This is a genomic window from Arthrobacter burdickii (genome assembly GCF_030433645.1).
GTDB classification, from domain to species: domain Bacteria; phylum Actinomycetota; class Actinomycetes; order Actinomycetales; family Micrococcaceae; genus Arthrobacter_D; species Arthrobacter_D burdickii.
This window is the reverse complement of record NZ_JAROCG010000001.1, coordinates 2,139,789-2,163,789: the sequence shown is the minus strand read 5'-3', so window position 1 is coordinate 2,163,789 and position 24,001 is coordinate 2,139,789. Positions and strand designations below refer to the sequence as shown.

The following is a 24,001-nucleotide window of genomic DNA, read 5'->3' as shown; positions in this document are numbered from 1 at the left end:
TCCCCTTTGCCTGCCGCTCCTGTACACAGCGGCCCCTCGGTCGAGGGAGGTCAGGACATGCAAAAGCCCCTTGCCGGAGGCAAGGGGCTTCGACCGGACGCTCACCAGCAGCGCACCGGGAAACTAGCCGACGACGGTCGCAGCGGGTCCTGCCGCTCCCGGCTCTCCGAGGGCCAGGTCAGCGTCGGCCGTGCCGGTCGTCGGCGCCAGGTTCCAGCGTGGAGCCCCGAGTTCGCGGATGACCGTCTGGAGATGGCTCCGCAGTTCCTCGGAGACGAGTCCGCCGCCCGCCACCAGGGTGCGTTCGATGTCGTCCGCGGAATCGAGGACCTCCCGCCCGGCCGGCGAGATGGACACCAGGTGCGAGCGTCGGTCGAGGTCGTTGCGCACCCGTGTCACATGCCCCCGGGACTCGAGGCGCGCGAGGGTCTTGCCCATCGTCTGCGCCTGGACGCGCACGATCTGGGCAAGGCCTGCCTGCGTCATGGCACCCTGGTCGGCGAGGACTCCCAGCGCGATCACTCCCGCATGGGTCACACCGATGTCGACCAGCCGCTCGTTCCAGGCGTGCTCCACCAGGCGCGCGGCCGTCGTCAGCAGTCGGCCGGTGGGCCATTGCTCCAGATTGGGCATAGAACAGTGCACTTCCTCTCGCTTGCGAGACCGGCGGCCGCCGTCGGCGTCGGATCTTCCACCTATGATATCTAGGCTGGCTCGTCAGTCCCTCCAGTCAGCGCGAGAAGGACCCTGCCGGAAGGCGGGCTCCTCCCGCCCGTCCTAATCCTCAGGAGTATGCATGTCGCAACGACTAGCCACGGGTGACAGTGCCCCCGACTTTACGCTTAACGACGCCCAGGGCAACGAGGTGACGCTGTCCTCCTTCCGGGGCAGCAAGGTCGTCGTGTACTTCTACCCTGCGGCGGCAACGCCCGGATGCACCACACAGGCCTGCGACTTCAGGGACAACCTGGCCTCGCTCGGCGCCGCGGGCTACCGCGTCCTCGGGATCTCACCCGACCCGGTGGACAAGCTGGCAGCCTTCGCCGGCAACGAGTCGCTGAACTTCCCGCTCCTGTCCGACGAGGACCACACGGTCGCGGAAACCTATGGAGCCTGGGGCGAGAAACAGAACTACGGCAAGACCTACGAGGGGCTCATCCGCTCCACGGTCGTCGTGGACGGGGAAGGGAAGGTCGCCCTCGCGCAGTACAACGTGCGGGCCACCGGGCACGTGGCGAAGCTGCGTCGCGACCTCGGGATCGACCAGTAGGGACCGACCAGGAGGGATCGACCAGGAGGGACCGACCAGTCGGCACCGACCCGAACATCGGAGGCTGTGCCACTTTGGCGCTAGAGTGAAACCCGAAGGATGCCCTCCTGTCGAGCGGCATCCGAGCGCGAGTGGCGGAATTGGCAGACGCGCTGGATTTAGGTTCCAGTGTCTTCGGACGTAGGGGTTCAAGTCCCCTCTTGCGCACCACGAAACCAGGAGTACCCGGGCCGCAATCCCCGGGACCGGTCCTCCAGCCCTGCCGGGCAGCGCGCCCGGCAGGGCTTTTCCATGCGCGGCAGGGCTCTTTCCGGCGCGACCCATCCAACGCTCCACAGTGTCCGAAGTACCTCCGACATCGACACGATGGGGAGCCACCGATGTCCCTGGTCCGTTCCTCTAACCCGGGCCGGGGGTCACCGACGGACCCTCCCGCCCTCGGGCGAGGGGGTCCGTTCCCTCGTGCTCATACACCGCCTTCCTGGGTGGCGCGGACAGGACCATCGCCTAGACTTGGGCTTTCCAGACACCCGGCTCCCGAAGGACCGGGAATTCCCCTGCCTTTCGGAGATCGAAGCCTGTGAAGACCCCTGCCGCGCGCCGCACCCGCGGACGGGCCAGCTCCCGCGTGATGCTGGCAGCGGTGCTGGCGACCCTCGTGCCGCTCGTCTCCTGCACACCGGCCGAGATCACGCCGCCGCCGCCGTCGGCGACCGCCACGACCGTGCCGGGCGCCTCGACCTTCACCTTCGGGACTGCCGCCGAGCCCCGCACGCTGGACCCAGCGCTCGCCAACGACACCGAGTCCTACCGGGTGACCCAGCAGATCCTGCAGGGCCTCGTCGGCGTCGACCCGCTGACGTCGGAACCGACAGCGCTGCTGGCCGAGTCCTGGGAGGAACAGGACAGTGGCCGGGCCTACGAGTTCACGCTGAGGGACGACGTCGCCTTCTCCGACGGCAAACCGTTCGACGCAGAGGCCGTGTGCGCCAACTTCGATCGCTGGTACTCGCTGCCCGAGAGCGCCCGCTCCGGCACCTCCCGCCTTCCCTTCGAGAGCGTGTTCAAGGCGTTCTCCGACCAGCCCGACGTCAGCCTGTACAAGGGGTGCACGGCGACGGCGGAGTACACCGTCCTCCTCCGGCTGAACGGGCGGATCACCGGCCTCATCCCGGCGCTGGCCGCTCCGGCCTTCGCCATCTCATCCCCCGCGGCACTCGAGGCGGGGGCGGCGGACGACCTCAGTGAGTCCCGCGGCGGGGCGGCTGTCTCCCGCTACGGGCAGGCACCCGTGGGCACGGGCCCGTTCCGGCTCGTCTCCTGGGCCCACGGCAACGTCGAACTCGAATTCGTCGAGGGGTACTGGGGTGAGCGGGGCGAGGTCGACAAGGTGGTGTTCACGACCATCTCCAACCCCGATTCCAGGGCGCGGGCGCTCACGTCCGGACGGATCGACGGCTACGACTTCGTCTCCGTCGACAGCGCCGTCGACCTCGCCCGCAACGGACTCCAGTTCCTCCAGCGCGACCCGTACTCGGTGCTGTACCTGGGGATGAACCAGGACTTCCCCGGCGTGGACGACATCCTCTTCCGCCAGGCCGTCGCGCACGCCATCGACAAGGACGCGCTCATCGACGGCCGCTTCCTGAACGGGACCAAGCCGGCGCGCCAGTTCGTCCCGGAGAAGCTCGGGGTCAGCAACGACACCGTCGAGGACTACGGCTACGACCTCGACCTCGCGCAGGAACTGCTGGCGGAATCCGGCTACGACGGGCGGGAACTCCCCTTCTACTACCCGCGCAACGTGTCCCGCGCGTACCTGCCGTCGCCGGAGAAGGCCTACGCCGAGCTGAGCCGCCAGTTGACGGCGGCAGGCTTCAACATCAAGCCCGTGCCGATGGAGTGGAGCGACGGCTATGTGGCGACGGTCCAGGAGCCAGGCGCGAGGGCCTTCCACCTCCTCGGCTGGAGTGGCGGATACCAGGACCCCGACAACTTCGTCGGTGCCCTCTTCGGCAGCCACAACGACGAGTTCGCCTACGAGGACCCCCAACTGTTCAGCAAGATCAACCGGGCACGCGGCCTGCCGAACGGGGAGGACCGCACAGCGGCCTATGGCGACATCAGTGCGCAGATCTCCGACCGGATCCCGGCCGTACCGCTCGCCTTCCCGATCTCCGCACTCGCGATGAGCGCCCGCGTGACCGCCTACCCCGTCAGCCCCGTCATGAACGAGGTCTTCAACCGGATCGACCTCGCGGATGTGGAGCCCCGGCCCACCCCGTCGGAGTGACTCCCGGTGGTACGCCCGGTGGTGGGCCCGGAGCAACCCCGGTGGCGCGGCAGGGACAGGTCCAGGGACGCCGCGCTGATTTAAGTAAGGTCACTACCAGACGCTAGGCTTTCCCTGCTAGAACCTCGCGACTGGAGACCACGTTGACCACAAACAGCCAGGGCACACCCGCCACGTCCACCGACGTCGTCCTGATCGGCGGCGGGATCATGAGCGCCACGCTCGGCGCCTTCCTCCGGCAGCTCCAGCCCGAGTGGGACATCTCACTCTTCGAACGGCTCGACGTCGCCGGTCTCGAGAGTTCCGACCCCTGGAACAATGCTGGAACGGGCCACGCGGCGCTGTGCGAGCTGAACTACGCTCCCGCCGGCAAGGACGGTTCCGTCGACCCGGCCAAGGCCGTCGCCATCAACGAGCAGTTCCAGGTCTCGCGCCAGTTCTGGTCGCACATGGTGTCCGAGGGGCACATCGGCGATCCGCGCACCTTCATCAATCCCGTGCCGCACATGAGCTTCGTCTGGGGCCAGGCCAACGCCGACTACCTGCGGAAGCGCTACGAGGCGCTCAGCCCGCAGCCGCTGTTCAATACGATGGAGCACAGCGAGGACCACGGCACCATCGCCGGCTGGGCACCGCTGGTGATGAAGGGCCGCAACCCCTCCCAGCCCGTCGCCGCGTCGCGTGTCGAGGGCGGGACGGACGTCGATTTCGGCGCCCTGACGCGCCAGCTCACCGGCTACCTCGAGGGAACCGGCGTCGACCTCCACTACGGCTTCGACGTGCTCGACGTCGCGCGCGCCTCCGACGGCCGCTGGGACGTCAAGGTCAGGAACAGGGCGACGGGCCAGACCACCACCGTGACCACGAAGTTCATCTTCATCGGCGCCGGCGGCGGGGCCCTGCACCTCCTGCAGCGCAGCGGTATCCCCGAGGGCCGCGGCTTCGCGGGGTTCCCCGTGTCGGGCCAGTTCCTGCGCTGCACCGACGCCGAGCTGGTCAGCCAGCACAACGCGAAGGTGTACGGCCAGGCGTCGGTGGGCGCTCCCCCGATGTCCGTACCCCACCTGGACACGCGCTTCGTCAAGGGTGAGCGTTCGCTCCTCTTCGGTCCCTATGCGGGATTCTCCACCAAGTTCCTGAAGCGCGGCTCCTACCTGGACCTCCCCGGTTCCATCCGGCCGTCGAACCTCGTGCCGATGCTCGCCGTGGCCAAGGACAACATGCCGCTGACCAAGTACCTCATCACCGAGGTCCTGAAGAACCGCGACGCCAAGAACGAGTCGCTCAACGAGTTCCTCCCGTCGGCAGACGGCGGCAAGTGGGAACTGATCTCGGCCGGGCAGCGTGTACAGGTCATCAAGAAGGCTCCGAAGAAGGGTGGCGTGCTGCAGTTCGGCACCGAGGTCATCACGTCGTCGGACGGCTCGGTCGGTGCGCTGCTCGGCGCCTCTCCCGGCGCATCCACCGCGGCCCCGATCATGGTGGAGCTCCTGAAGAGGTGCTTCCCCGCCAAGATGTCCGACTGGGAGCCGAAGCTGAAGGAGATGCTCCCGGGATACGGCGTTCGGCTCAACGAGAACCCGTCCCTGGCCGCCGAGGTGCTGTCCCTGACCGATCGGGTCCTCAAACTCAAGTAACGACGGCGGAGCCGGCCAACCGGGCGACCGCCAGCACCGAAGGCAGGTTCCTTGTTCCGTCTGGCGCAGCTCTCCCTGGGCAACAGGGCGCTCATCGCGCTCATCACGATCTTCGCTTCGGTCTTCGGGGTCATCACGCTCGGATCCCTGAAGCAGGAACTCATCCCGTCGCTCGAGTTCCCGCAGATCACGGTGCTGTCCACGGTGCCGGGAGCCTCTCCGGAGTACCTCGACCAGCAGGTGAGCGAGCCGCTGGAGGCTGCGCTGAGCGGCGTCGAGGGCCTCGAGTCGTCGTCGTCCACCTCGCGGACCGGGGTCTCGACCGTCAGCCTGGTCTTCGTGTACGGCACGAACCTGGATCGGGCACGCGCGCAGGTGGACCGGGCGATCTCGACCGTGCGCCCCGGCCTCCCGGACGACGTCGAACCCCAGGCCCTCGCCGGCAGCATCAGCGACCTGCCCATCGTCTTCATGGCGGTGTCCTCGGACCAGTCCCTCAGTGAACTGAACGGCGACCTCGCCCGGCTGACCGTTCCACGCCTGCAGAAGATCGACGGGGTGAGGACCGCGGACGTCTCCGGCGGAACGGCCCAGCATGTCGCGATCCTGCCCCGGGACGGCGCCCTGGAGGATGCGGGCCTGACGGTCGGCGACCTTGCCGGGACACTCGAGGACAACGGCGCCCTGTTCCCCGTCGGAAGCCTCGAGGAGGACCCCCGGTCCCTGACCATCCAGGCGGGCAGCCAGATCAGCTCGCTGGAGGACATCGAGGCACTCCCCGTCCTCCCCTCCTCGGAGGACGCGGCTCCCGACACAGCGGCCCCCGACGCCCCCGCGGGCCCTGGCGCCCCGGCGGCCCCTGGTACACCTGCGGCCCCAGCCATCCCGGCGAGCCCCGACGCACCGTCTCCCGGCACCCCGGCGACCCCTGCCCCCCGCACCGTCGTCACCATCGGCCAGGTCGCCGACGTCAGCCTCGCCGATGACGAGGCCACGTCGATCGCACGGACCAACGGGATCGAGACGCTCGCGCTGGCGGTGACCAAGGTGCCCGACGGCGACACCGTGGAGATCTCCCAGCAGATCGTGGACCTCGTCCCCGACCTCGAGGCCGAACTCGGCAACGCGGCCGACATCACGGTGGTGTTCGACCAGGCGCCGTTCATCGAGCGCAGTATCGACGACCTCACCACCGAGGGCCTCCTCGGACTCGGCTTCGCCGTGCTCATCATCCTCGTCTTCCTGCTGTCCGTCCGTTCGACGCTGGTCACCGCGATCTCGATCCCCCTGTCGCTGCTCGTCACCTTCATCGGGCTCTACGTGGCCGGCTACTCCCTCAACCTGCTGACGCTCGGCGCGCTGACCATCGCCATCGGACGCGTGGTGGACGACTCGATCGTCGTCATCGAGAACATCAAGCGGCACCTCGGGTACGGGGAGGAGAAGCGCGAGGCGATCCTGACGGCGGTCCGTGAGGTGGCCGGTGCCGTCACCGCCTCGACCCTCACCACGGTGGCCGTCTTCGCGCCGATCGCGTTCGTCGGCGGGCTTGCCGGGGAGCTCTTCCGGCCCTTCGCCGTCACGACGGGCATCGCACTGCTGGCATCGCTCGCCGTGTCCCTGACCATCATCCCGGTGCTCGCCTACTGGTTCCTGCCGCGGGCGTCGTCGCGACGGCACGAGGCGCGCCATGCGGCCGCCGCGACACCCGACGCAACCGGCGGGAGTTCCCCGGCAGCCCCCTCGCCCGAGCGCCCATCGCTCCTCCAGCGTGGCTACCTCCCGATCCTCGCCGGGACGCAGCGGCACCCCGTCATCACGCTCCTCAGCGCCCTGCTCGTCCTCGGCGGCACGGCGGCGATGATCCCGTTCCTTCCCACGAACCTGCTCGGCGGGTCCGGGCAGAACAGTTTCTCCATCACCCAGACCCTGCCGCAGGGCTCGAGCCTCGGGACGACCGCGGAGGCCGCCGCCCGCACGGAGGAGATCCTGGCGGACAATCCCGACGTGCGGGACGTCCAGCTGACGGTCGGCAACCCGGCGAATGCCTTCGCTGCACGCTTCTCCGGGGGCGCCTCCGTCGCGACCTTCACCGTCATCACGCGCGAGGACGCCGACCAGGAAGCACTGCAGGAGTCGGTCCGCCAGGACCTCGACGGACTCGACGACGCCGGCACCTTCTCCCTGTCGAGCCAGCAGGGCGGCTTCGGGACCTCGAGCACCATCGACATCGACATCACGGCTCCCGCCAGTGCCGACCTCGACACGGCCAACAGCGCCGTGCTCGACGGGATGCAGGGGCTCGAGGGCGCCGGTGAGGTGACGAGCAACCTGTCGGCGGCGCAGCCGCAGGTCCAGATCGACGTCGACCGCGCCGCCGCGGTAGCTGCGGGGCTGAGCGAGGGCCAGATCGCGGGACTCCTCGGCGGCAGCATCAGCCCCGTGCCAGGAGGGACGGTGCGCTTCGAGGCGGAGGACCTCCCGGTGCTGATCGGCGAAGGCACCCCGATCACGAGCCTCGGCCAGCTCCGCGACCTGCAGATCCCGACAGCGCGGGGGCCCATTCCGCTGACGGACGTCGCGTCGGTCGAGGAGGTCCAGGTGCCGCTCTCGGTGACGAGCTCCAACGGAGAGCGGACGGCCAGGGTGTCCATCACGCCGTCGGGGGACGACCTCGGCACCCTCACCGGAGCGGTCAACGAGCGCCTCGCCGGCATCGACCTGCCCGCCGGGGCGACCACGACGGTCGGTGGCGCCTCCAGCCAGCAGGCCGAGTCCTTCGACCAGCTGTTCCTGGCGCTCTGGGCCGCCGTCGCGATCGTGTACGTCATCATGGTCGCGACGTTCAAGAGCCTCGTGCAGCCCCTGATCCTGCTCGTGTCGATCCCCTTCGCCGCCACGGGCGCGATCGCGCTGCTGCTGATCACGCGGATCCCGCTCGGGCTGCCCTCCCTCATCGGGATGCTGATGCTCGTGGGCATCGTCGTCACCAACGCGATCGTGCTGATCGACCTGATCAACCAGTACCGGCAGCCGCGCAACGGCTCCCCGGGCCTGCGCGTCGCGGACGCCATCCGCGAGGGTGCACGCCAGCGGCTCCGCCCGATCCTCATGACCGCGCTGGCGACCATCTTCGCGCTGACCCCGATGGCCCTCGGCCTGACCGGCGAAGGCGGTTTCATCTCGCAGCCGCTGGCCGTCGTGGTGATCGGCGGACTTGTCTCGTCCACAGCGCTCACGCTCGTCCTCGTCCCGGTCCTGTACCGGCTGATCGAGGGCCGTCGCGAAGAGCGCGCCCTGCGCAGGGCGGCGGCGGCTGACTTCCCGTCCTGACGCGACCGGGATCGATCGGGATCGACCGACCAGGACCAGGCGTATAATACATGCAAAAGCATCGAAGTTGCCGGCTGCGCCGGCAGGAGGCCGGGAAACAGCCATGGCTGACCACGGGAAGACCGCCGTCGGGCGGACAGGACAATCGTCATCGGGTGAGGGCGACGCTGCGGCGGTTCCCTCCGTCCGCGAGGTGTCGGAGGCATGGGAGTCCCTCTTCCGGGCGCAGGTGGGGGTGATGCGGCGCATCCGGCAGGATCCCGTGTTCCGTGAACTGCCCATCGGAGAATACGACGTCCTCTTCAACCTGAGCCGCTGCCCCACGGGCTGGACCCGCCTCAACGAGCTCAACAACTCCCTGCTCATCAGCCAGCCCAGCCTGAGCCGCATGGTCGACAGGCTCGAGGCGAAGAACCTCATCCGGAAGCGCCCCGCCGAGTCCGATCAGCGGGGTGTCGAACTGGCGCTGACGGACGAGGGCAGGGCGCTCCAGCGGCGCATCGGTTCCGCCCACGTGCACCGCATCCACGAGGTCCTCGCACCCGCACTGGATCCGGCGGAGCTGGAGCAGCTGAAGGCACTGACGGACAAGCTCAACGCCGGCCTGCCGTAACCTGCCCGCCCTGACCCGCCCGGCGTCGACCCGCCCGGCGTCGACCCGCCGGCGTCGACCAAGCCTGGCCGGACGACGTCAGCGCAGGGAGAGGAGCGCGCCCGTCTGCTCCAGCGGGAGCTCGTCGACCGTCGCGGTGACGGACAGCCCGGACAGCTGCAGCGACCCGCCGACCGTCGAGAGGAAGGCCGTGTCGGCTGCGTCGCGGCCCGTCGCGATGCGCAGCATCGAGGCGCGCGGCGCGAGGCCCGTGGCATCCACCAGGTGCCACGACCCATCGACCCAGGCCTCGACCACGGCGTGGAAGTCCATGGGGCTCAGCCCCGGCGCATAGACGGACGCGAGCCGTGCGGGGACATCCCGGGCCCTCAGCAGGGCAATCACGAGGTGTGCGTAGTCGCGGCAGACTCCCCTGCGGGCCAGGAGGGTGTCCACGGCGCCGTCGGTGAAGCGGGACGAACCCGAGACGTAGGACAGCTCGTCCGCCACCCAGTCCCGGACGCCCTGGACGAGCCCAGCACCCTGCAGGCTGGGCAGCACCGTATACGCCGTCGGCAGGATCCTGTCCGATTCGCAGTAGCGGCTGGGCCGCACGTACCGCACCAGGTCGACGTCGTCCCCTGGTGCCGGTGTGACGCTTCCGGTCACCGTCGCCCGATAGCGCACCTCCAGCGCCGACGCCCGCGGCGTGCTGAGCAGGTGCAGCCGGCTCCCGTCCCTGTCCTGCCGTTCACGGATCTGCGCGGGTTCACCGTCGACCAGCACGGTCAGGTGCTCGTCGACCGCCTGGTACGCCTCAGGGCTTGCGACGGCGATCGACAGGACCACCTGGGTACCCGCGATCGTCGTAGCACTGAGATCGGCGGAGACGGTGCGTTGCATGGTTCGTTGCTTCCGGTAGGCGGTGGGATCGCCTACAACTCTAAGCTGTTGGAGGCGGCGATTATCGACGCCGGTCGGGTACTCCCCGACCGGGCAGGACACGCTGCCAGGGAAGGAATACCATGAGCGATTTTTCAGCGGACGCCATCGGCGATCTGACAGGCAAACGCGTGGTCATCACCGGCGCGAACAGCGGCATCGGACTGCAGACGGCCGTGGGACTGGCCAGGAAGGGCGCCGAGGTGGTGCTCGCCTGCCGCAACGAGCAGCGCGGCCGCGATGCCGAGCAGAAGGTACGTTCCCTGACAGGCAGCGGCCGGGTCGTCATGCGAATCCTCGACCTGGCGAGCCTCGAGTCGGTCCGGACGTTCGCGGCCGGCATCACCGATCCGGTGCACATCCTCGTGAACAATGCAGGGGTCATGGCGACGCCCAGGTCGACGACGGCCGATGGCTTCGAACTGCAGTTCGGCACCAACCACCTGGGACATTTCGCGCTGACCGGCCTGCTGCTGGAGAACCTGCACGACGCCGGGTCCGCCCGCGTGGTCACGCTCTCCAGCCTCGCGCACAAGCGAGGCCGCATCGATTTCGACGATCTCCAGTCGGAGCGCGGCTACCGCCGGTGGGGCGCGTACGGGCAGAGCAAGATCGCAAACCTGTACTTCATGGTGGAGCTCGACCGGCGTGCACGTGCCGCGGGCTGGGACCTGACGTCGGTGGCAGCCCACCCGGGCCTGGCGAACACGAACCTGACCGCGAGCATGCAGGTGCCGGCGATGCTCGACGTCCTCGGCGGGTTCGTGAAGCTGATGAGCCAGTCCGACGCCGCTGGGGCACTCCCCACCCTGTATGCGGCAACCTCGCCGGAGGTTCGGGGCGGGGACTACTACGGTCCGTCGGGCCCCGGGGAGACCCGCGGCGCTCCGCGGCTCGTCGCTCCCGTTCCGCGTGTCCTCGATCGAGACATCGCGGTGCGGCTCTGGAACCGCAGCGTCGAGCTCACGGGCGTCGACTACGGAGCCCTGCACCCCGTGGGCTGACCTCCTACCCGGCAGCGGCGGCACCGACCCGGACGGACCGGATCATCTCGCTGATCGTGGCGAACTCCGGGGTGTCGAAGGAGGCCTGGGCTTCCCCAGGGTGCCGCAGGACAGCGGCCAGCGGTAGGCCGACCTCGAGGGGCTCGCTCCGGCGCAACGCCTGGAGCCGATGACGGCTCCTACGCGGGCAGCGCGGACGGACCGGCAGGTGTCCCCAGGGAGCGGACGGCACTGACCGACGCGACGACCGCGCGGGCCGCCTCCTCGAGGTCCGCGTGCGTCGTGTCCTGGGTCCAGGAAAGCCGCACGGCGCTGTAGGCGGTTTCGTCGTCGAGGCCGAGGGCACGGAGCACGGCGGACGGCTCGGAGGAACCCGCCGCGCAGGCGGACCCGCTCGAGCACACGACGCCGCGGCGCTCGAGTTCCAGGAGCACGGACTCACCGCTGACTCCGGGGAAGCAGAACGAGGCGAGGTTCGGGAGGCGGTGCTCGGCGTCACCGGTCAGGACCGCCCCGGGCACGGCGTCCAGGACGGAGTCGGTGAACGCATCGCGTAGCGCGCGGGCCCTGTCGGCCGCGGCCGGCAGGGCGCCCTGTGCGAGTTCCAGCGCGCGCGCCAGGCCGACGGCGCCGGCCACGTTCTCCGTGCCGGACCGGCGCCCCCGCTCCTGGCCGCCACCGTGCAGTACCGGTTCGCAGCGTGTGCCCGCCCGGAGGTAGAGCAGGCCGATGCCCTTCGGCGTCCCGAGCTTGTGCCCCGAGATGCTGAGCGCCGTGACGCCCAGGTCCCCGACGTCGAGGGGCAGCCACCCCGCCGCCTGCACGGCGTCGGAGTGGAAGGGCACGCCGGCCTTCCGGCAGACTGCCGCCAGCGCGGCGATGTCCTGGACGGTCCCCACCTCGTTGTTGGCGTACATCACGGTGCAGAGGGTCGTCCCGTCCTCGAGCGCGGCCTCCAGCTCGGCCGGTGAGATCCTGCCGGTCGCGGACACGGGCAGGCTCGTGATGCGGAACCCGTGGAAGTCCCGGAGGTAGGCCAGGGCCTCCAGCACCGCCGGGTGCTCGATCGGACTGGCGACGATGTGCCGTCCCCGCGGCGACGCCAGCGCAATGCCCTTGAGGGCGAGGTTGTCGGCCTCGGTACCGCCCGAGGTGAAGATGATCTCCGAGGCCCTGCAGCCGAGCAGCGCAGCGATCCGCGAGCGGGCGCGGGAGAACTCGGCCGCAGCAGCCTCACCGTAGGCGTGGTGGCTGGAGGGGTTCCCGAAGGTGGAGGTCAGCAGCGGCCACATCTCCTCCAGGACCTCCCGCCGGGCCGGCGCCGTGGCGGCGGCATCGAGATAGATCATGCCCGCCCCGCGGGCGCGCTCGGGGGAACGAAGTCCAGGCCGAGGTCGAGGGACCGCACACTGTGCGTCAGGGCCCCCGCCGAGATGATGTCCACGCCGGTTGCCGCGATGGCGGCTACCGTATCGAGGCGGACGTTACCGCTCGCTTCGACGAGTGCACGTCCGCCGACCCGGCGCACACCCTCCGCGAGGTCGTCGAGCGAGAAGTTGTCCAGCATGATGGTGTCCACCCCGGCGGCCAGCACCGGCTCGATCTGGTCGAGCCGGTCCACCTCGACTTCCACGTGCACCGTGTGCGGCAGCCGGGACCGGACCGCCAGCAGCGCGTCGGTGAGCGCCGCAGGCCCGTCGACGGCGAGCAGCGCCAGGTGGTTGTCCTTCACCATCACGGCATCGGACAGGCTGGACCGGTGGTTCGAGCCCCCGCCGCAGCGGACAGCCCAGCGCTCGAGGACCCGGAGGCCCGGGGTGGTCTTGCGGGTGTCGACGATGCGGGCACGCGTGGTGCCGGCCGCGTCCACGAAGTCACGCGTCATGGTGGCGATCCCGCTCAGGCGCTGCGTGATGTTGAGTGCCGTCCGTTCCGCCGTGAGGATGCCCGCCGCCGGTCCGCTGATCTCCGCGAGAACGTCGCCGGCGTCGAACCGGTCTCCGTCGGCCCGGGGGAAGGTGACCTCGATGCGCGGATCCGTGAGCCGCAGGGCGGCCTCGATGGCCGGCGTCCCGCAGAGCACGCCGGGCTCGCGCGCCGTCACGGCCGCCGTCGTCCGCAGATCGGGGTCGATGAGCGCCTGACAGGTGATGTCGCCCCACGGCGCGTCCTCGGCCAGTGCGGCGGCGACGATGGCATCGACGAGGTTCTGCGGTGGTCGTGCCGGACCCGCTCCGATGCGCTGGGGCCTGCTGGTGGTCTGGGTCATGGCGTTCCTTCGGGGGCTCGTACGTAGGACCGGCTCGGGGCGGGCCGGCCGGGAGCGGTTTCGGGCTGGTCGGAGCGGTAGTGCGCTCCGCAGGACCCGGTCCGGTGCGCGGCCGAGTGCACGAGCAGGCGCGCGCACAGCAGCAGGTTCGCCGTCCCGGGATCGGTGTCGCTGCGGTAGGAGGCAAGGTGCTTGCGGGCGACGGCGAGGCCGCTGCCCGTGCGCAGGATTCCCGCGTGGTCGGACATCAGCGCCTGCAGGTCCCTGCGGGTGAAGGACTGCGTGCCCGTCTCCTCCACGTCGAGATCGAGGGGCTCGGCGTCGAACTCCGGCACCCGTCCTCCGTGGACGATCGCGGCCGCACACCGGGCGCCGAACACGACGCCTTCAAGGAGGCTGTTCGAGGCGAGCCGGTTGGCACCGTGCACGCCGGTGCGGGCCACCTCCCCGACGGCGAAGAGGCCCGGGACCGAGGTGCGTCCGTCCGTGTCGGTCCGCACGCCACCCATCCAGTAGTGGGCAGCCGGCACCACCGGCACGACGACCGCCGACCAGTCGTAGCCGTGGTGCGCGGTGAGGTCCGTGAGGGAGGGGAAGCGCCGGGCGAGGAACGTGGCGCCGAGCGCGGTCGCGTCGAGGTAGACACGGTTCCGGACGTCGGCGGTGCCGGAGGGCCGGCGCGCCAGATGGCGTGCGATGCTGCGCGAGACGACGTCGCGTGGCGCGAGGTCGCCGTCCGGGTGGTAGTCCGGCATAAAACGGCGTCCATCGGCGTCGACGAGGCGCGCGCCTTCGCCCCGCACGGCTTCGGAGATGAGCGGGTTCCCGGGGACGTCGAGGGACGTCGGGTGGAACTGGAAGAACTCGAGGTCGGCGACTGCCGCGCCGGCCCGCCAGGCCAGGGCCACGCCGTCGCCGGTGGCGATCGCCGGATTGGTGGTGTGCTCGAAGAGCTGCCCCGCTCCTCCGGTCGCCAGCACGACGGCGTCGGCTCCGATCCGGTGCGGAGCACCGTCCGTCAGCACCTCGACGCCGGTGGCGCGTCCCGCGTCGTCGAGCAGTATGCGCCCCACGAAGCCGTGCTCCACGACACGGATCCCGGTGTCGGCGTGGACCGCGCCGACGAGTGCGTCGACGAGGCCCGCGCCGGTCGCGTCGCCCCCGAGGTGGAGGATCCGCGCCGCGGAGTGGGCGGCCTCGCGCCCGCGTGCCGGCAACGAGTCCCGGCCGGGCGCGCGGTCGAAGACGACCCCGGCCCGCTGCAGGGCGTCGATGCCGTCGGCCGCGCCCCGGCAGAGGACCTCGACCGCATCCGGGTCGGCCAAGCCTGCACCCGCAGCGAGGGTATCGGCGATGTGCGCCTCGACGGAGTCCTGCGGGGCACCGGGGCCAGGGCCCGCTGCGTCCACCGGAGCGGCTGCATCCGCTGCGTCCGGGAGGACCGCAGCGATGCCGCCCTGCGCGTACCGCGTGTTGCTCTCGGCGAGCGCGGCCTTGGACACCAGGACCACGTCGCAGCGCGGATCGCGCCGGCGTAGCACCAGCGCGGTCTGCAGGCCGGCGATACCGGCTCCGACGACCACGACCCGCCGGGAGGGGCAATCGGCTCGCACGTCCTGCGGAACGGGAGGGGCCGTCGTCACGGCTGGACCGCGAGCATCCGGTTCAGGGCCACGCGGGCGGGCTCCGCCACGCTGTCCGGCACGCTGATCCGGTTGAGTACCCGGCCTTCGACGAGCCCCTCCAGCACCCAGGCGAGGTAGCCCGGGTGGATGCGGTACATCGTCGAACACGGGCAGATGACGGGGTCGAGGCAGAAGATGGTGTGCTCCGGATACTGGGCGGCGAGCCGGTTCACCATGTTGATCTCCGTGCCGATCGCGAAGGTGCTGCCCGGGGCGGCGGCGTCGATCGCCTTCCGGATGTAGTCGGTGGACCCGGATTCGTCCGCGGCGTCGACCACGGGCATCGGGCACTCGGGGTGCACGATCACCCGTACACCCGGGAAGTCGGCCCGGGCCTTCTCGATCTGCGCGACGGTGAAGCGCTTGTGGACCGAGCAGAAGCCGTGCCACAGGATCACCCGGGAGTCGCGCAGGGTCTGCTCGTCCGTCCCTCCCCAGGCCTTGCGCGGGTTCCACATCGGCATCTGCTCGAGCGGCACGCCCATGGCTTTCGCCGTATTGCGACCCAGGTGCTGATCCGGGAAGAACAGGACGCGCTGGCCGCGCTCGAACGCCCATTCCAGCACCGCGGCGGCGTTCGACGACGTGCAGACGATCCCGCCGTGCTCACCGCAGAATCCCTTCAGCGCCGCGGAGGAGTTCATGTAGGTCACGGGGATGACGGGCTGCCGGCCGCTGGCGTCGGGCTCCGAACCGAAGAGCTCCGTCAGCTGGTCCCAGCACTCCGACACCGAGTCGATGTCGGCCATGTCGGCCATGGAGCAGCCGGCGGCGAGATTGGGGAGGATGACGGCCTGCTGCGGCGTGGAGAGCATGTCCGCCGTCTCCGCCATGAAGTGGACGCCGCAGAAGATGATGGCCTCCGCGGCGCTGCGCTCGGTGGCAGCGCGGGCCAGCTGGTAGCTGTCGCCCACGAAGTCCGCGTACTTCACGACCTCGTCGCGCTGGTAGAAGTGGCCGAGGACGACCACGGAGTCCCCGAGTGTTTTCCTGGCTGCGAGGATCCGTCGGTCGAGTTCCTCCGCAGGAGCCGTCCGGTACACCTCGGGCAGTTCGCCCTGGCGTGGGGTGGCGGGAGGGGCGGCGTCGTGCATCGAGGCGCCGGGCCCGTAGTCGGGCAGGGGAAGGGCGTCGAAGGCCCAGGGATCACGCGCGAGGTTCGGCGAGCAGGTCCCCGCCGCGGGGGCCCCTGCCTCGCCGCGTGAGATGAGCTGGATGGCTGTGGTGACGGACAAGGCTTCTCCCTGGGATGGGTCCGGCGCGGTTTCGTGCCGGAGTCGGGTCGGGTCGATGGCGAGGACGGGGGGGACGGCTAGGACGGCGGACCGGCGGACTGCCCTTCGGCGGGGAGCCGGGGTGCGGGGCCGGGGGAAGGCGCTTCCTGGTCCGGACCCGTGTAGGTGTAGAGGCGCGGCGGGCGGTTGCGTCCGCCCTGGAGCACCTCGTCGGTCGCTGCGATGTCCCTGGCTGAGCGGAGCTGGCGCCGGAAGTTCGCCGGGTCGAGGTGCCTGCCGAGCACCGCCTCGTAGACGCCCCGCAACTGCGCGAGCGTGAACCGCGCACCCAGGAAGTGGTAGGCCACGGAGCCGTACTCGATCTTGCCGCGGAGCCGCTCGAGGGCGTAGGCGACGATCTCGTCATGGTCGAAGGCGAGGCCGGCGGCGTCGGAGGCTCGGAACCATCGCACGTTCTCGGACTCGCGGGCGAGATCGGCCTGTTCCGGCCGCACGAGCGCCCAGTAGACGATCGACACGAGGCGCTGCGTCGCTGATCGGTCGAGCCCCCCGAAGGCGTAGAGCTGCTCGAGGTAGGTCGGCTCGAGCTTCGTGGTCTCCCGCAGGTTCCGGGCGGCTGCGTCCTGGAGGGATTCCCGGCCGCCGAGCGGGCCTCCGGGCAGTGCCCACTTGCCGAGGTGCGGTTGCCGGATGCGCCGCACCAGTGGGAGCCAGATCTCGGAACGCCCGGTCCCGGGGTCGGTGCGGAGCGCGAAGATGACCGTGGAGATGGCGAGCGACGGTGCCTGCGCCTGGCGCTCCGAGACGTTGGCCGAGCTGTACATGGCGGCCTTCCGTCCGAATGATGAGGCGCCCGTTGTTAGGGTCGAAATGACTATAACTCATCGGATCCCCATCACCTAGCTCCACGCCCCCGGGCGGAAACCCAGGGAAGTACATCGGGTTGCTGCCCGCGGCAAAAGTGTCTAAAGTCACAGTCGTCGGCCGTCCAGGCCGCGCGGCGGAGATGTGTTCAACGGTGCACATGTCTCTGCCGCCCTTACGATGGGGGCATGGACCACCACGCCGTACATCCGGTCGAGGGCGTCGATCCCCGCCTTGCCATCACGCGCAGCGACCCGGACTCGCCCCGTCCCCTGCCACCGATCCTGCTGCTGCACGGCTTCGGCTCCTCGTCACGCCGGAACTGGATGGACTCGGGCTGGGTCCGATTCCTCAACGACGCGGGCCGGAGCGTGATCATGGTGGACCTCCCGGCCCACGGAGACAGCGCGGCACCCGAGGACGCGGGCGCCTACGTACCGAGCCGCATGCGGGCGGACATCCTCCAGGCACTGTTCGACGAGCGGGTCTTTCCTCTCCGCGATGGCGACCCGACCTCCGGCGTCGACATCATCGGCTACTCCCTCGGGTCGCGCCTGGCCTGGGAGTTCGCTGCCACCCAGCCCGAGATCGTGCGCCGGATGGTGCTCGGGGGGCCGGGCACGGCCGATCCCCTTGCCGGCTTCGACCTGGAGGGCGCCGAGCGCTTCCTCGCCGGCGGCCCTGCCTCGGGTGACCCGACCACCATGGACCTGCTGCGCATGGCGCAGGCCGGCCCGGAGACGAACCTTCCGGCGCTCCTCGCGATGGTCTCGGCCATCAAGACGGAGCCTTTCGACCCGCAGGGCGCCGTACCCAGGATGCCGCTGCTGCTCGTCGCCGGAGACCAGGACGAGTACACGCAGGGCATCCGGGACCTCGCGGCCTGGGCTCCCGGCGCCGAGATCGCGACCCTGCCGGGCAGGACCCACGCGAACGCGGTGACGTCCCGGATCTTCAAGGAGGCGGCGCTCGCGTTCCTCGCCTGACGGCTTCCGGAAGGGCGCGACCCCGCGCGGCGGGCGCTGGACGCTGCGCCCGTCACGTTATACTGGAAACTGATCAGCAGCCTTATCAGGCTCGGTGATGATCGACACTCACAACCTGTAGCGGGAGGACACGCATGGATGTGCTCCTTGCTGACCGGTACCAGACCGCCGAGCTCATCGGGGTCGGCGGTGCCGCATCGGTGTACCGTGCGGTGGACAGGAATCTCGGGCGCGATGTCGCCGTCAAGATCTTCAACCCCACGACGTCGGACGACGACGACTACCGGCGCCAGCACACCGAGACGATGCTGCTGTCCACCCTGAACCACCCCGGCCTGGTGACACTGCACGATGCGGGAATCCACGAGGACGGGGAAGGCCGGACCACCGGCTTCCTGGTGATGGAACTCGTGGACGGGGAGGATCTCCGGCACCTGCTGAAGCGCGGCGCACTTCCCGCGGAGGACGTCGCCCAGCTGGGGGCGGACCTGGCCGACGCCCTGGCCTACATCCACGCCGAAGGCGTCGTCCATCGCGACGTCAAGCCGGCCAACATCCTCATGTTCCACAGCGGGGACAACGGCACGCGCCTCTATCCGAAACTGACGGACTTCGGCATCGCCCGCATGGTGGATGCCACCATGGCGACGGCGGTCGGAGCGACGATCGGTACGGCGAACTACCTCAGCCCGGAGCAGGCCAAGGGCGATCCGCTGAATGAGCGCAGTGACATCTACTCACTCGGCCTCGTGCTCCTCGAGTGCCTGACCGGGGAGAAGGCCTTCCCCGGACCGATCGTCGAGGCGGCGCTGGCGCGACTGCTGCGCGATCCGGACGTACCCGACTCGCTCGGACCGGACTGGAGCGACCTCCTGAGGCGGATGACAGCCAGGGACCCGGCTCGCAGGCCCCATGCGCACGACGTCGCGCTACAGCTCCGGAGCTATGCGGACGAGCAGTTCGATGCCCACCCGGTGGCGCAGGACCCGACGAGGGTGGCCGGACCGGCCACCGGGACCGACGAGACCGAGATCGTGACCGGTGGCGTGTTCACGGGCAACGTGCGCATCCCCGAACCGCCGGATCGCGCTCCCAGCATCAGCTGATGTTCGCCGGGCCTGAGGCCCGAACAGCAGCGTCCCGCCGGGCGTGCCCGACGGGACAGGATCGCAACTGCCGACGATCCGGGCTGCCTACGATCCGCCGTCGTCGTCGCTGTCTTCCTCCGGCTCGAAGTTGCTGGCCTCGTCCATCGCACCCGCGGCCACTCCGTCGTCGCTCACCGGGATCGTGCCTTCGGGGCCCAATCCCTGCGGCGCGTCATCAGTGTCCTCGTGCCTGGTGCCTTCGGTGCTCATGCGCCCTCCTCCGTCTCGGATGTCCTTCGATCCTATGCTCGGTCCGGGGGAATTGACAGCCGACTGATGATTCCCGGCCGGTGACCGTCAGGCCCTGTCGCTGCGCTTGAGGGCGACGGCGGACACCGCTCCGAGGACGAGCAGGACGACGGCCGCCGCAGCGGGAACCACCGCGGCCCCCGGTGCACCGGAGGCCTCGGCGAGCGTGCCGGCAAGAGCCGAACCGATGGCCGTCCCGGCGACGATCCCGCTCGCGAGGAGCGTCATGACCGTGCCCAGCCGGTGCCCGGGAGCGACTGCGGACCCGATCGAGAAGATGGTGACCATCGTGGGGCCGACGAAGACCCCGAGGACGAACAGCACGGCCAGCATGCCGGGGATCGAACCGGGCAGGACCAGCGCCGCGGCGGCCGCTGCCATTCCCGCGGCGGAGGCCATCCACCGGCCCATGTCCCGGAAGCGCCGGGACCAGTAGGCGACCGACAGGGCTGCACCTGCCGAGCTCAGCCCCATGACCGCGTAGAGCAGGCCCGCGGATTCGGCGATGCCGAACTGTCCCGCGAAGGCCGTGAGGAAGGTCTGGGTGGAGCCGAAGAACGTTCCGATGGCGATCATCCCCGCCACGGGCAGCAGGACCAGGACCGGACGGGGGGCCCGCGACGCCGGGTCGCGCTCCTGCTCGGTCCCGGCCTCGGGCGCTGTCGATCCCGCATCGCTGAAGGCGACGGTCCTGTGGACGGCGAATGCGCTGACGAGGGTGAGGGTCAGCGCCGCGGCCAGGACCAGCGGCAGCCAGGGGGCGATCAGGCCGGCCAGCAGGCCGACGAGTGCGGGGCCGAGGACGAAGGTCAGCTCGTCGGCCGTGCCCTCGTACGAGAGGGCCGTGTCCAGGGCGGACCGCGGGCTGCGGCGGGTCATCGCCATCCAGCGCACCCGAGCCAGTGGACCGATCTGCGGGCAGGTGAACCCCGTGCCGAAGCAAGCCGCGAGGACGAGGGCGAGGGCACCGCCGGTGAAGTGTCCGCTCGTCAGCGTCACCAGCAGGAGAGCGGCGATGGCGAGGGTGTTGAGGATCGCCGATACGAGCAGCACGATCCGCTGCCCGCGCTTGTCGGCGAGGAAGCCGAGCAGCGGCGCACCGAGCGCAGAGCCGAGGCCGACCGCTCCGGCCGCGAAACCGCCGACGGCGTAGGAACCGCTCGCTGTGGTGACGAGCGTCAGGGCTCCGACGGTGAGCATCGCGAGCGGAAGCCGCGCGAAGAGGCCGATGACCAGGAAGGAGGTGCCCGCGAGCTGCGGGAGGACCCCGAACCTGCCGAGCCGGGACCGCTCGGGGCGGGCGGGATGAGGATTCGGGGACGGGGAGGATTCCGGCGGGGCCGGGACGGGATTCGTGTACATGCGCTTTCCGGGTGCATCGAACGCGCATCGTCCCCCCTCCCGATGCGCCCGACCCGGTAACCCGACGATTTTACACGCTTGCGGGCTGCTCCACATAGCGGAGGCTGGAACCCTGGCGGCCCTTCACGACCTGGAGCTGTGCACTCACGCGCTGCTTCAGTTCGGGTACGTGGCTGACCAGTCCCACCACGCGCCCGCCGCTGCGCAGGCTCTCGAGCGCGTCCATGACCTGCTCGAGCGCCTGGTCGTCCAGCGACCCGAACCCTTCGTCGACGAAGAGGGTCTCGATGTCGAGGCCGCCTGCTTCCTGCTGCACCACATCGGCGAGTCCGAGGGCCAGCGCCAGGGACGCCATGAAGGACTCCCCGCCCGACAGCGTCGAGGTGTCCCTCCGGTTTCCCGTCCACCCGTCGATCACGTTCAGGCCGAGGCCCGAACGCTTGTTGCCCGCGGTGGCGTCGCTGTGCACCAGCGCATACCGGCCGTCGGACATCTGCAGCAGCCGCTCGGTGGCGGCAGCGGCCACCTGCTCGAGGCGCGAGGCGAGGACGTACGTGGCCAGGGACATCTTGTACAGGTTCTCCCCTCCCCCGCGGGCTGTGTCCGCCACGGCCGCGGCAAGCCGCGCCCGGTCACGCACCGGTGCGATCTCCTGCTCGAGCTGCGCGAGTTGGAGCGCGTACCCCTCGAGCTGTGCGACCGAGTGTCCGAGCACCTCGGCGCTGATACAGGCCCGCTGTGCGCGCCCCCGGAGCTCGTCGGCGGCAGCGCCGGCGATGCGTTCGTCCTCGTCGGAGGGCGGCTCGATGCCGTCCTGCTCCTCACGCAGGCCTTCCCGGATGCGGTCGTCGTCCCACGCGGCGTCGAGGCGGTGTCCACGGACCTCATGGTCCTTCACCTCCTGCACGATGCGTGCATGGCGGTCGTCCGGGAGGAGGGCGGAGCGTGCCTCGTCCGCCGATGCGAAGGGGGTGTCGAGCAGCGCGTCCTCGACGCGCCGCCGGTTGTCCTCCTGGCGCGCCGTTGCCTGGGCGAGGGCATCGAGGGCATCGCGGACCGCCTCGAAGTCGTCGTAGGCCCGCTGCACCTCCTCGATGCGCGCTGCCAGCGACGGCGCGGCCGCCTGCAGTCCGGAGAGCCGCAGCGCGAGCACGCGGTCCTGGTCCAGCAGCGAGAGCCGGCGCGACTCGGCTGCGGTACGTTCCTCGCGAAGGGAGTCACGCGCCGCGCGGGTCCGCTCCTCCTCCTCGGTGGCACGGCGCAGGCGCTCCTCGACGGCTACGCACTCCGCGTGCGCTGCCTCGGCATCCTCCAGCCTGCCGCGAGCTGCCCGCGTCGACGCGGCTGCCTCCTCCGGAGCCAGCTCACCACCGCGGGCAGCGAGTTCCGCAACCTCGAGGCGCGCCCGGTCCCGCACCTCCCGTGCCTCGTCCAGCGCCCGTTCGGCGTCCGCCTGCAGCCGCCGCGCAGCCTGTTCCTCCTCCAGGGTGATCCGGTCGCCACCCGGAGACGTCATCGGGGCCGGATGCTCGGCGCTCCCGCACACCGGGCACGGCTGGCCGTCCACCAGCTGTTCGGCGAGCTCCTCGGCAGCCTGCTCCAGCCGTAGCTGCAACTTGGCGAGCCACTCCTCCTTCAGCGCCAGGAAACGCTCTGACGCCGCAGCATGCGCGGCATCGGCTGCGGCACGGCGCTTCTCGGACGCACGGTACTGCTTGACCGTCTCCTCCGCGGCGACTGCTGCCGCGAGGTCTGCGCGCAGGTGCACGACGCCGTCCGCTGCCTCACGCAGGGACACCAGGCCCTCCGCATCGGCGATGCGCTGGCGTTGCAGGACGCTGATGGTCTCGCCCGCGCGCTCGATCCGTTCGTCGAGGGCTGCGACGTCCATGGCACGCGCACCGAGCTCGGCCCGGACGTCGAGCAGTCGCTGCTCATCGGGCAGCGCCGCACGGAGGACTCCCAGCGCGGAGGAGGACGCCGCACAGCCACTGCTCAGCGCGTCACGTGGCACCTCGTCCTGGGAGTCGAGGCCGGCGTCGAGGTACTCGGCGGATGCGGTGTTGTCCTGCAGGCGGCGAAGGGCCTTCTCGTACCGGACGCGGGCGCCGTCGACCGTCGCGGCTCCCTCGTCGTCCAGGCGGAGCAGGGCAGCGAGCCCCTGCGCCTGGTCGTGGCGGCGCGCCAGCTCGACCATCCGCGCGATCTCGTCCGCGCGGCCGTCGTGGTCCTGCTGCTGCTTCCGCACCTCCACGAGGGCTTCGGCGCGGCTCCGCCGCAGCCGGAGCGCCACCAGCGCCTCGTCCGCGAGCGCGCTCCGCTCCTCGAGTTCGGTGCTCTCGCGCGCTGCTGCGTCCCTGCGGTCCGTGAGGGCCGCGGCCAGTGCCTGCAGGGACGTCGCCCAGTCCTCGGAGGACTCCGGGTCGACGCCGGTATCCGCCGTCCCCAGGTCGTGGCGTCCGGCCTCGTCGACCGCCCGCAGGAAGAGGTGCCGCTGCTTCGCCTCCTGCTCCGCGAGGCCCCGTGCCGCCCGCTGGCTCTCCTCGGCGAACAGTTTCTCGAGGTCCTCGAAGCGCGTCGTGGAGAACAGCCGCTGCAGGAGTTCCCGTCGCGGCTTCGCGTCCGCCCGCAGGAAGGCGGCGAACTCGCCCTGGGGCAGCATGACCACCTTGGTGAACTGTTCCTTGTCCATGCCGAGCAGGGACTGCAGTTCGAGGCCTGCCTCGTCATTGCGTGCGGACTTCTGCACCCACTCGGTCCCGACCCGTTCGCTCAGGAGGGTGCGTGCCTGTTCGGTGGTGGTGCCACTCCCCCGCCGCGCGGGCCTGTCCCAGGCGGGCGACCGCACGACGCGGAAGCGGCGCTCCGCCACGGAGAACTCGAGGACGACCTCCGGTGCCACGGATTCGGCCGCGTGGTCGCTGCGGAGCCTCTTGGCTGCCTGGCGTGCGCCCGGGACCGAGCCGTAGAGCGCGAAGCACACGGCGTCGAGCACGCTCGACTTCCCGGCTCCGGTGGGGCCGTTCAGGAGGAACAGGCCCTGGGTCGACAACGCATCGAAGTCGACGCTCTGCCGGTCGGCGAACGGCCCGAAGGCCTGGATCTCGAGCTGGTGGAGTCTCATGGGCCGGT

At 70.4% G+C, this 24,001-nt stretch carries 19 protein-coding genes and 1 tRNA gene; 9 read left to right on the top strand and 11 right to left on the bottom strand.

Features of this window, described 5'->3' with window-relative positions:
• Positions 1 to 123: 123 nt before the first annotated feature.
• Complete coding sequence (locus P5G52_RS10045) at positions 124 to 633, bottom strand: MarR family winged helix-turn-helix transcriptional regulator (protein WP_301226998.1); 510 nt, start codon at positions 631 to 633, stop codon at positions 124 to 126.
• Positions 634 to 796: 163 nt separating this feature from the next.
• Between P5G52_RS10045 and bcp the strand changes: the two genes are divergently transcribed.
• The 6 genes from bcp to P5G52_RS10015 all read left to right on the top strand — a co-directional run bounded on the left by bcp (position 797) and on the right by P5G52_RS10015 (position 9,146).
• Complete coding sequence (gene bcp, locus P5G52_RS10040) at positions 797 to 1,270, top strand: thioredoxin-dependent thiol peroxidase (RefSeq protein ID WP_301226996.1); 474 nt, start codon at positions 797 to 799, stop codon at positions 1,268 to 1,270.
• 125 nt (positions 1,271 to 1,395) lie between these two features.
• Positions 1,396 to 1,480: transfer RNA gene (locus P5G52_RS10035), tRNA-Leu, on the top strand.
• A gap of 370 nt (positions 1,481 to 1,850) precedes the next feature.
• On the top strand, positions 1,851 to 3,563 hold the full coding sequence (locus P5G52_RS10030) for an ABC transporter substrate-binding protein (RefSeq protein ID WP_363321882.1): 1,713 nt from the start codon (positions 1,851 to 1,853) through the stop codon (positions 3,561 to 3,563).
• Positions 3,564 to 3,706: 143 nt separating this feature from the next.
• A complete protein-coding gene (locus P5G52_RS10025) occupies positions 3,707 to 5,200 on the top strand; it encodes a malate:quinone oxidoreductase (protein WP_301226995.1) in 1,494 nt (497 codons plus the stop codon).
• A 51-nt stretch (positions 5,201 to 5,251) separates the two neighbouring features.
• Positions 5,252 to 8,533: an efflux RND transporter permease subunit gene (locus P5G52_RS10020; RefSeq protein ID WP_301226994.1), complete on the top strand. Its 3,282-nt coding sequence runs from the start codon at positions 5,252 to 5,254 to the stop codon at positions 8,531 to 8,533.
• A gap of 103 nt (positions 8,534 to 8,636) precedes the next feature.
• Positions 8,637 to 9,146 (top strand): MarR family winged helix-turn-helix transcriptional regulator, encoded by a 510-nt coding sequence (locus tag P5G52_RS10015; protein ID WP_363321881.1) that lies wholly within the window; start codon positions 8,637 to 8,639, stop codon positions 9,144 to 9,146.
• 78 nt (positions 9,147 to 9,224) lie between these two features.
• Here the strand turns inward: P5G52_RS10015 and P5G52_RS10010 are convergent, their stop codons facing one another.
• A complete protein-coding gene (locus tag P5G52_RS10010; protein ID WP_301226993.1) occupies positions 9,225 to 10,028 on the bottom strand; it encodes a transglutaminase-like domain-containing protein in 804 nt (267 codons plus the stop codon).
• A 122-nt stretch (positions 10,029 to 10,150) separates the two neighbouring features.
• Here P5G52_RS10010 and P5G52_RS10005 point away from each other — a divergent pair, with 122 nt between their 5' ends.
• Positions 10,151 to 11,071 (top strand): oxidoreductase, encoded by a 921-nt coding sequence (locus tag P5G52_RS10005; RefSeq protein WP_301226991.1) that lies wholly within the window; start codon positions 10,151 to 10,153, stop codon positions 11,069 to 11,071.
• Between the two features lie 4 nt (positions 11,072 to 11,075).
• On the opposite strand, the gene P5G52_RS10000 is transcribed toward P5G52_RS10005, so the two are convergent.
• The 6 genes from P5G52_RS10000 to P5G52_RS09975 form a co-directional block, all read right to left on the bottom strand.
• Positions 11,076 to 11,228, bottom strand: coding sequence for a hypothetical protein (locus tag P5G52_RS10000; protein WP_301226989.1), 153 nt, complete (start codon positions 11,226 to 11,228; stop codon positions 11,076 to 11,078).
• Between the two features lie 22 nt (positions 11,229 to 11,250).
• Entirely contained in the window at positions 11,251 to 12,420 is a 1,170-nt protein-coding gene (locus P5G52_RS09995) for a cysteine desulfurase family protein (protein ID WP_301226987.1), read from the bottom strand.
• Positions 12,417 to 13,340 carry a carboxylating nicotinate-nucleotide diphosphorylase gene (nadC, locus tag P5G52_RS09990; RefSeq protein WP_301226985.1) on the bottom strand — a complete coding sequence of 308 codons (924 nt, stop codon included), beginning with the start codon at positions 13,338 to 13,340 and terminating at the stop codon, positions 12,417 to 12,419. Before nadC ends, P5G52_RS09995 begins: the two co-directional genes overlap by 4 nt.
• Entirely contained in the window at positions 13,337 to 14,983 is a 1,647-nt protein-coding gene (gene nadB, locus P5G52_RS09985) for an L-aspartate oxidase (protein ID WP_301226983.1), read from the bottom strand. The genes nadC and nadB overlap by 4 nt, the downstream gene beginning before the upstream one ends.
• Entirely contained in the window at positions 14,980 to 16,260 is a 1,281-nt protein-coding gene (gene nadA / locus P5G52_RS09980) for a quinolinate synthase NadA (protein ID WP_301226981.1), read from the bottom strand. The genes nadB and nadA overlap by 4 nt, the downstream gene beginning before the upstream one ends.
• Positions 16,261 to 16,337: 77 nt before the next feature.
• Positions 16,338 to 17,084: an NUDIX hydrolase gene (locus P5G52_RS09975; RefSeq protein ID WP_301226979.1), complete on the bottom strand. Its 747-nt coding sequence runs from the start codon at positions 17,082 to 17,084 to the stop codon at positions 16,338 to 16,340.
• 228 nt (positions 17,085 to 17,312) lie between these two features.
• Between P5G52_RS09975 and P5G52_RS09970 the strand changes: the two genes are divergently transcribed.
• Positions 17,313 to 18,110 carry an alpha/beta fold hydrolase gene (locus tag P5G52_RS09970; RefSeq protein ID WP_301226977.1) on the top strand — a complete coding sequence of 266 codons (798 nt, stop codon included), beginning with the start codon at positions 17,313 to 17,315 and terminating at the stop codon, positions 18,108 to 18,110.
• A 134-nt stretch (positions 18,111 to 18,244) separates the two neighbouring features.
• Positions 18,245 to 19,216: a serine/threonine-protein kinase gene (locus tag P5G52_RS09965; RefSeq protein ID WP_301226975.1), complete on the top strand. Its 972-nt coding sequence runs from the start codon at positions 18,245 to 18,247 to the stop codon at positions 19,214 to 19,216.
• 87 nt (positions 19,217 to 19,303) lie between these two features.
• Here the strand turns inward: P5G52_RS09965 and P5G52_RS09960 are convergent, their stop codons facing one another.
• From P5G52_RS09960 to P5G52_RS09950, 3 genes are all read right to left on the bottom strand, one after another.
• Positions 19,304 to 19,468, bottom strand: a complete 165-nt coding sequence (locus tag P5G52_RS09960; protein WP_301226973.1) for a hypothetical protein — start codon at positions 19,466 to 19,468, stop codon at positions 19,304 to 19,306.
• A gap of 87 nt (positions 19,469 to 19,555) precedes the next feature.
• Positions 19,556 to 20,869, bottom strand: a complete 1,314-nt coding sequence (locus tag P5G52_RS09955) for an MFS transporter (RefSeq protein ID WP_301226971.1) — start codon at positions 20,867 to 20,869, stop codon at positions 19,556 to 19,558.
• 70 nt (positions 20,870 to 20,939) lie between these two features.
• Positions 20,940 to 23,993, bottom strand: coding sequence for an AAA family ATPase (locus P5G52_RS09950; RefSeq protein ID WP_301226969.1), 3,054 nt, complete (start codon positions 23,991 to 23,993; stop codon positions 20,940 to 20,942).
• Between the last annotated feature and the right edge of the window lie 8 nt (positions 23,994 to 24,001).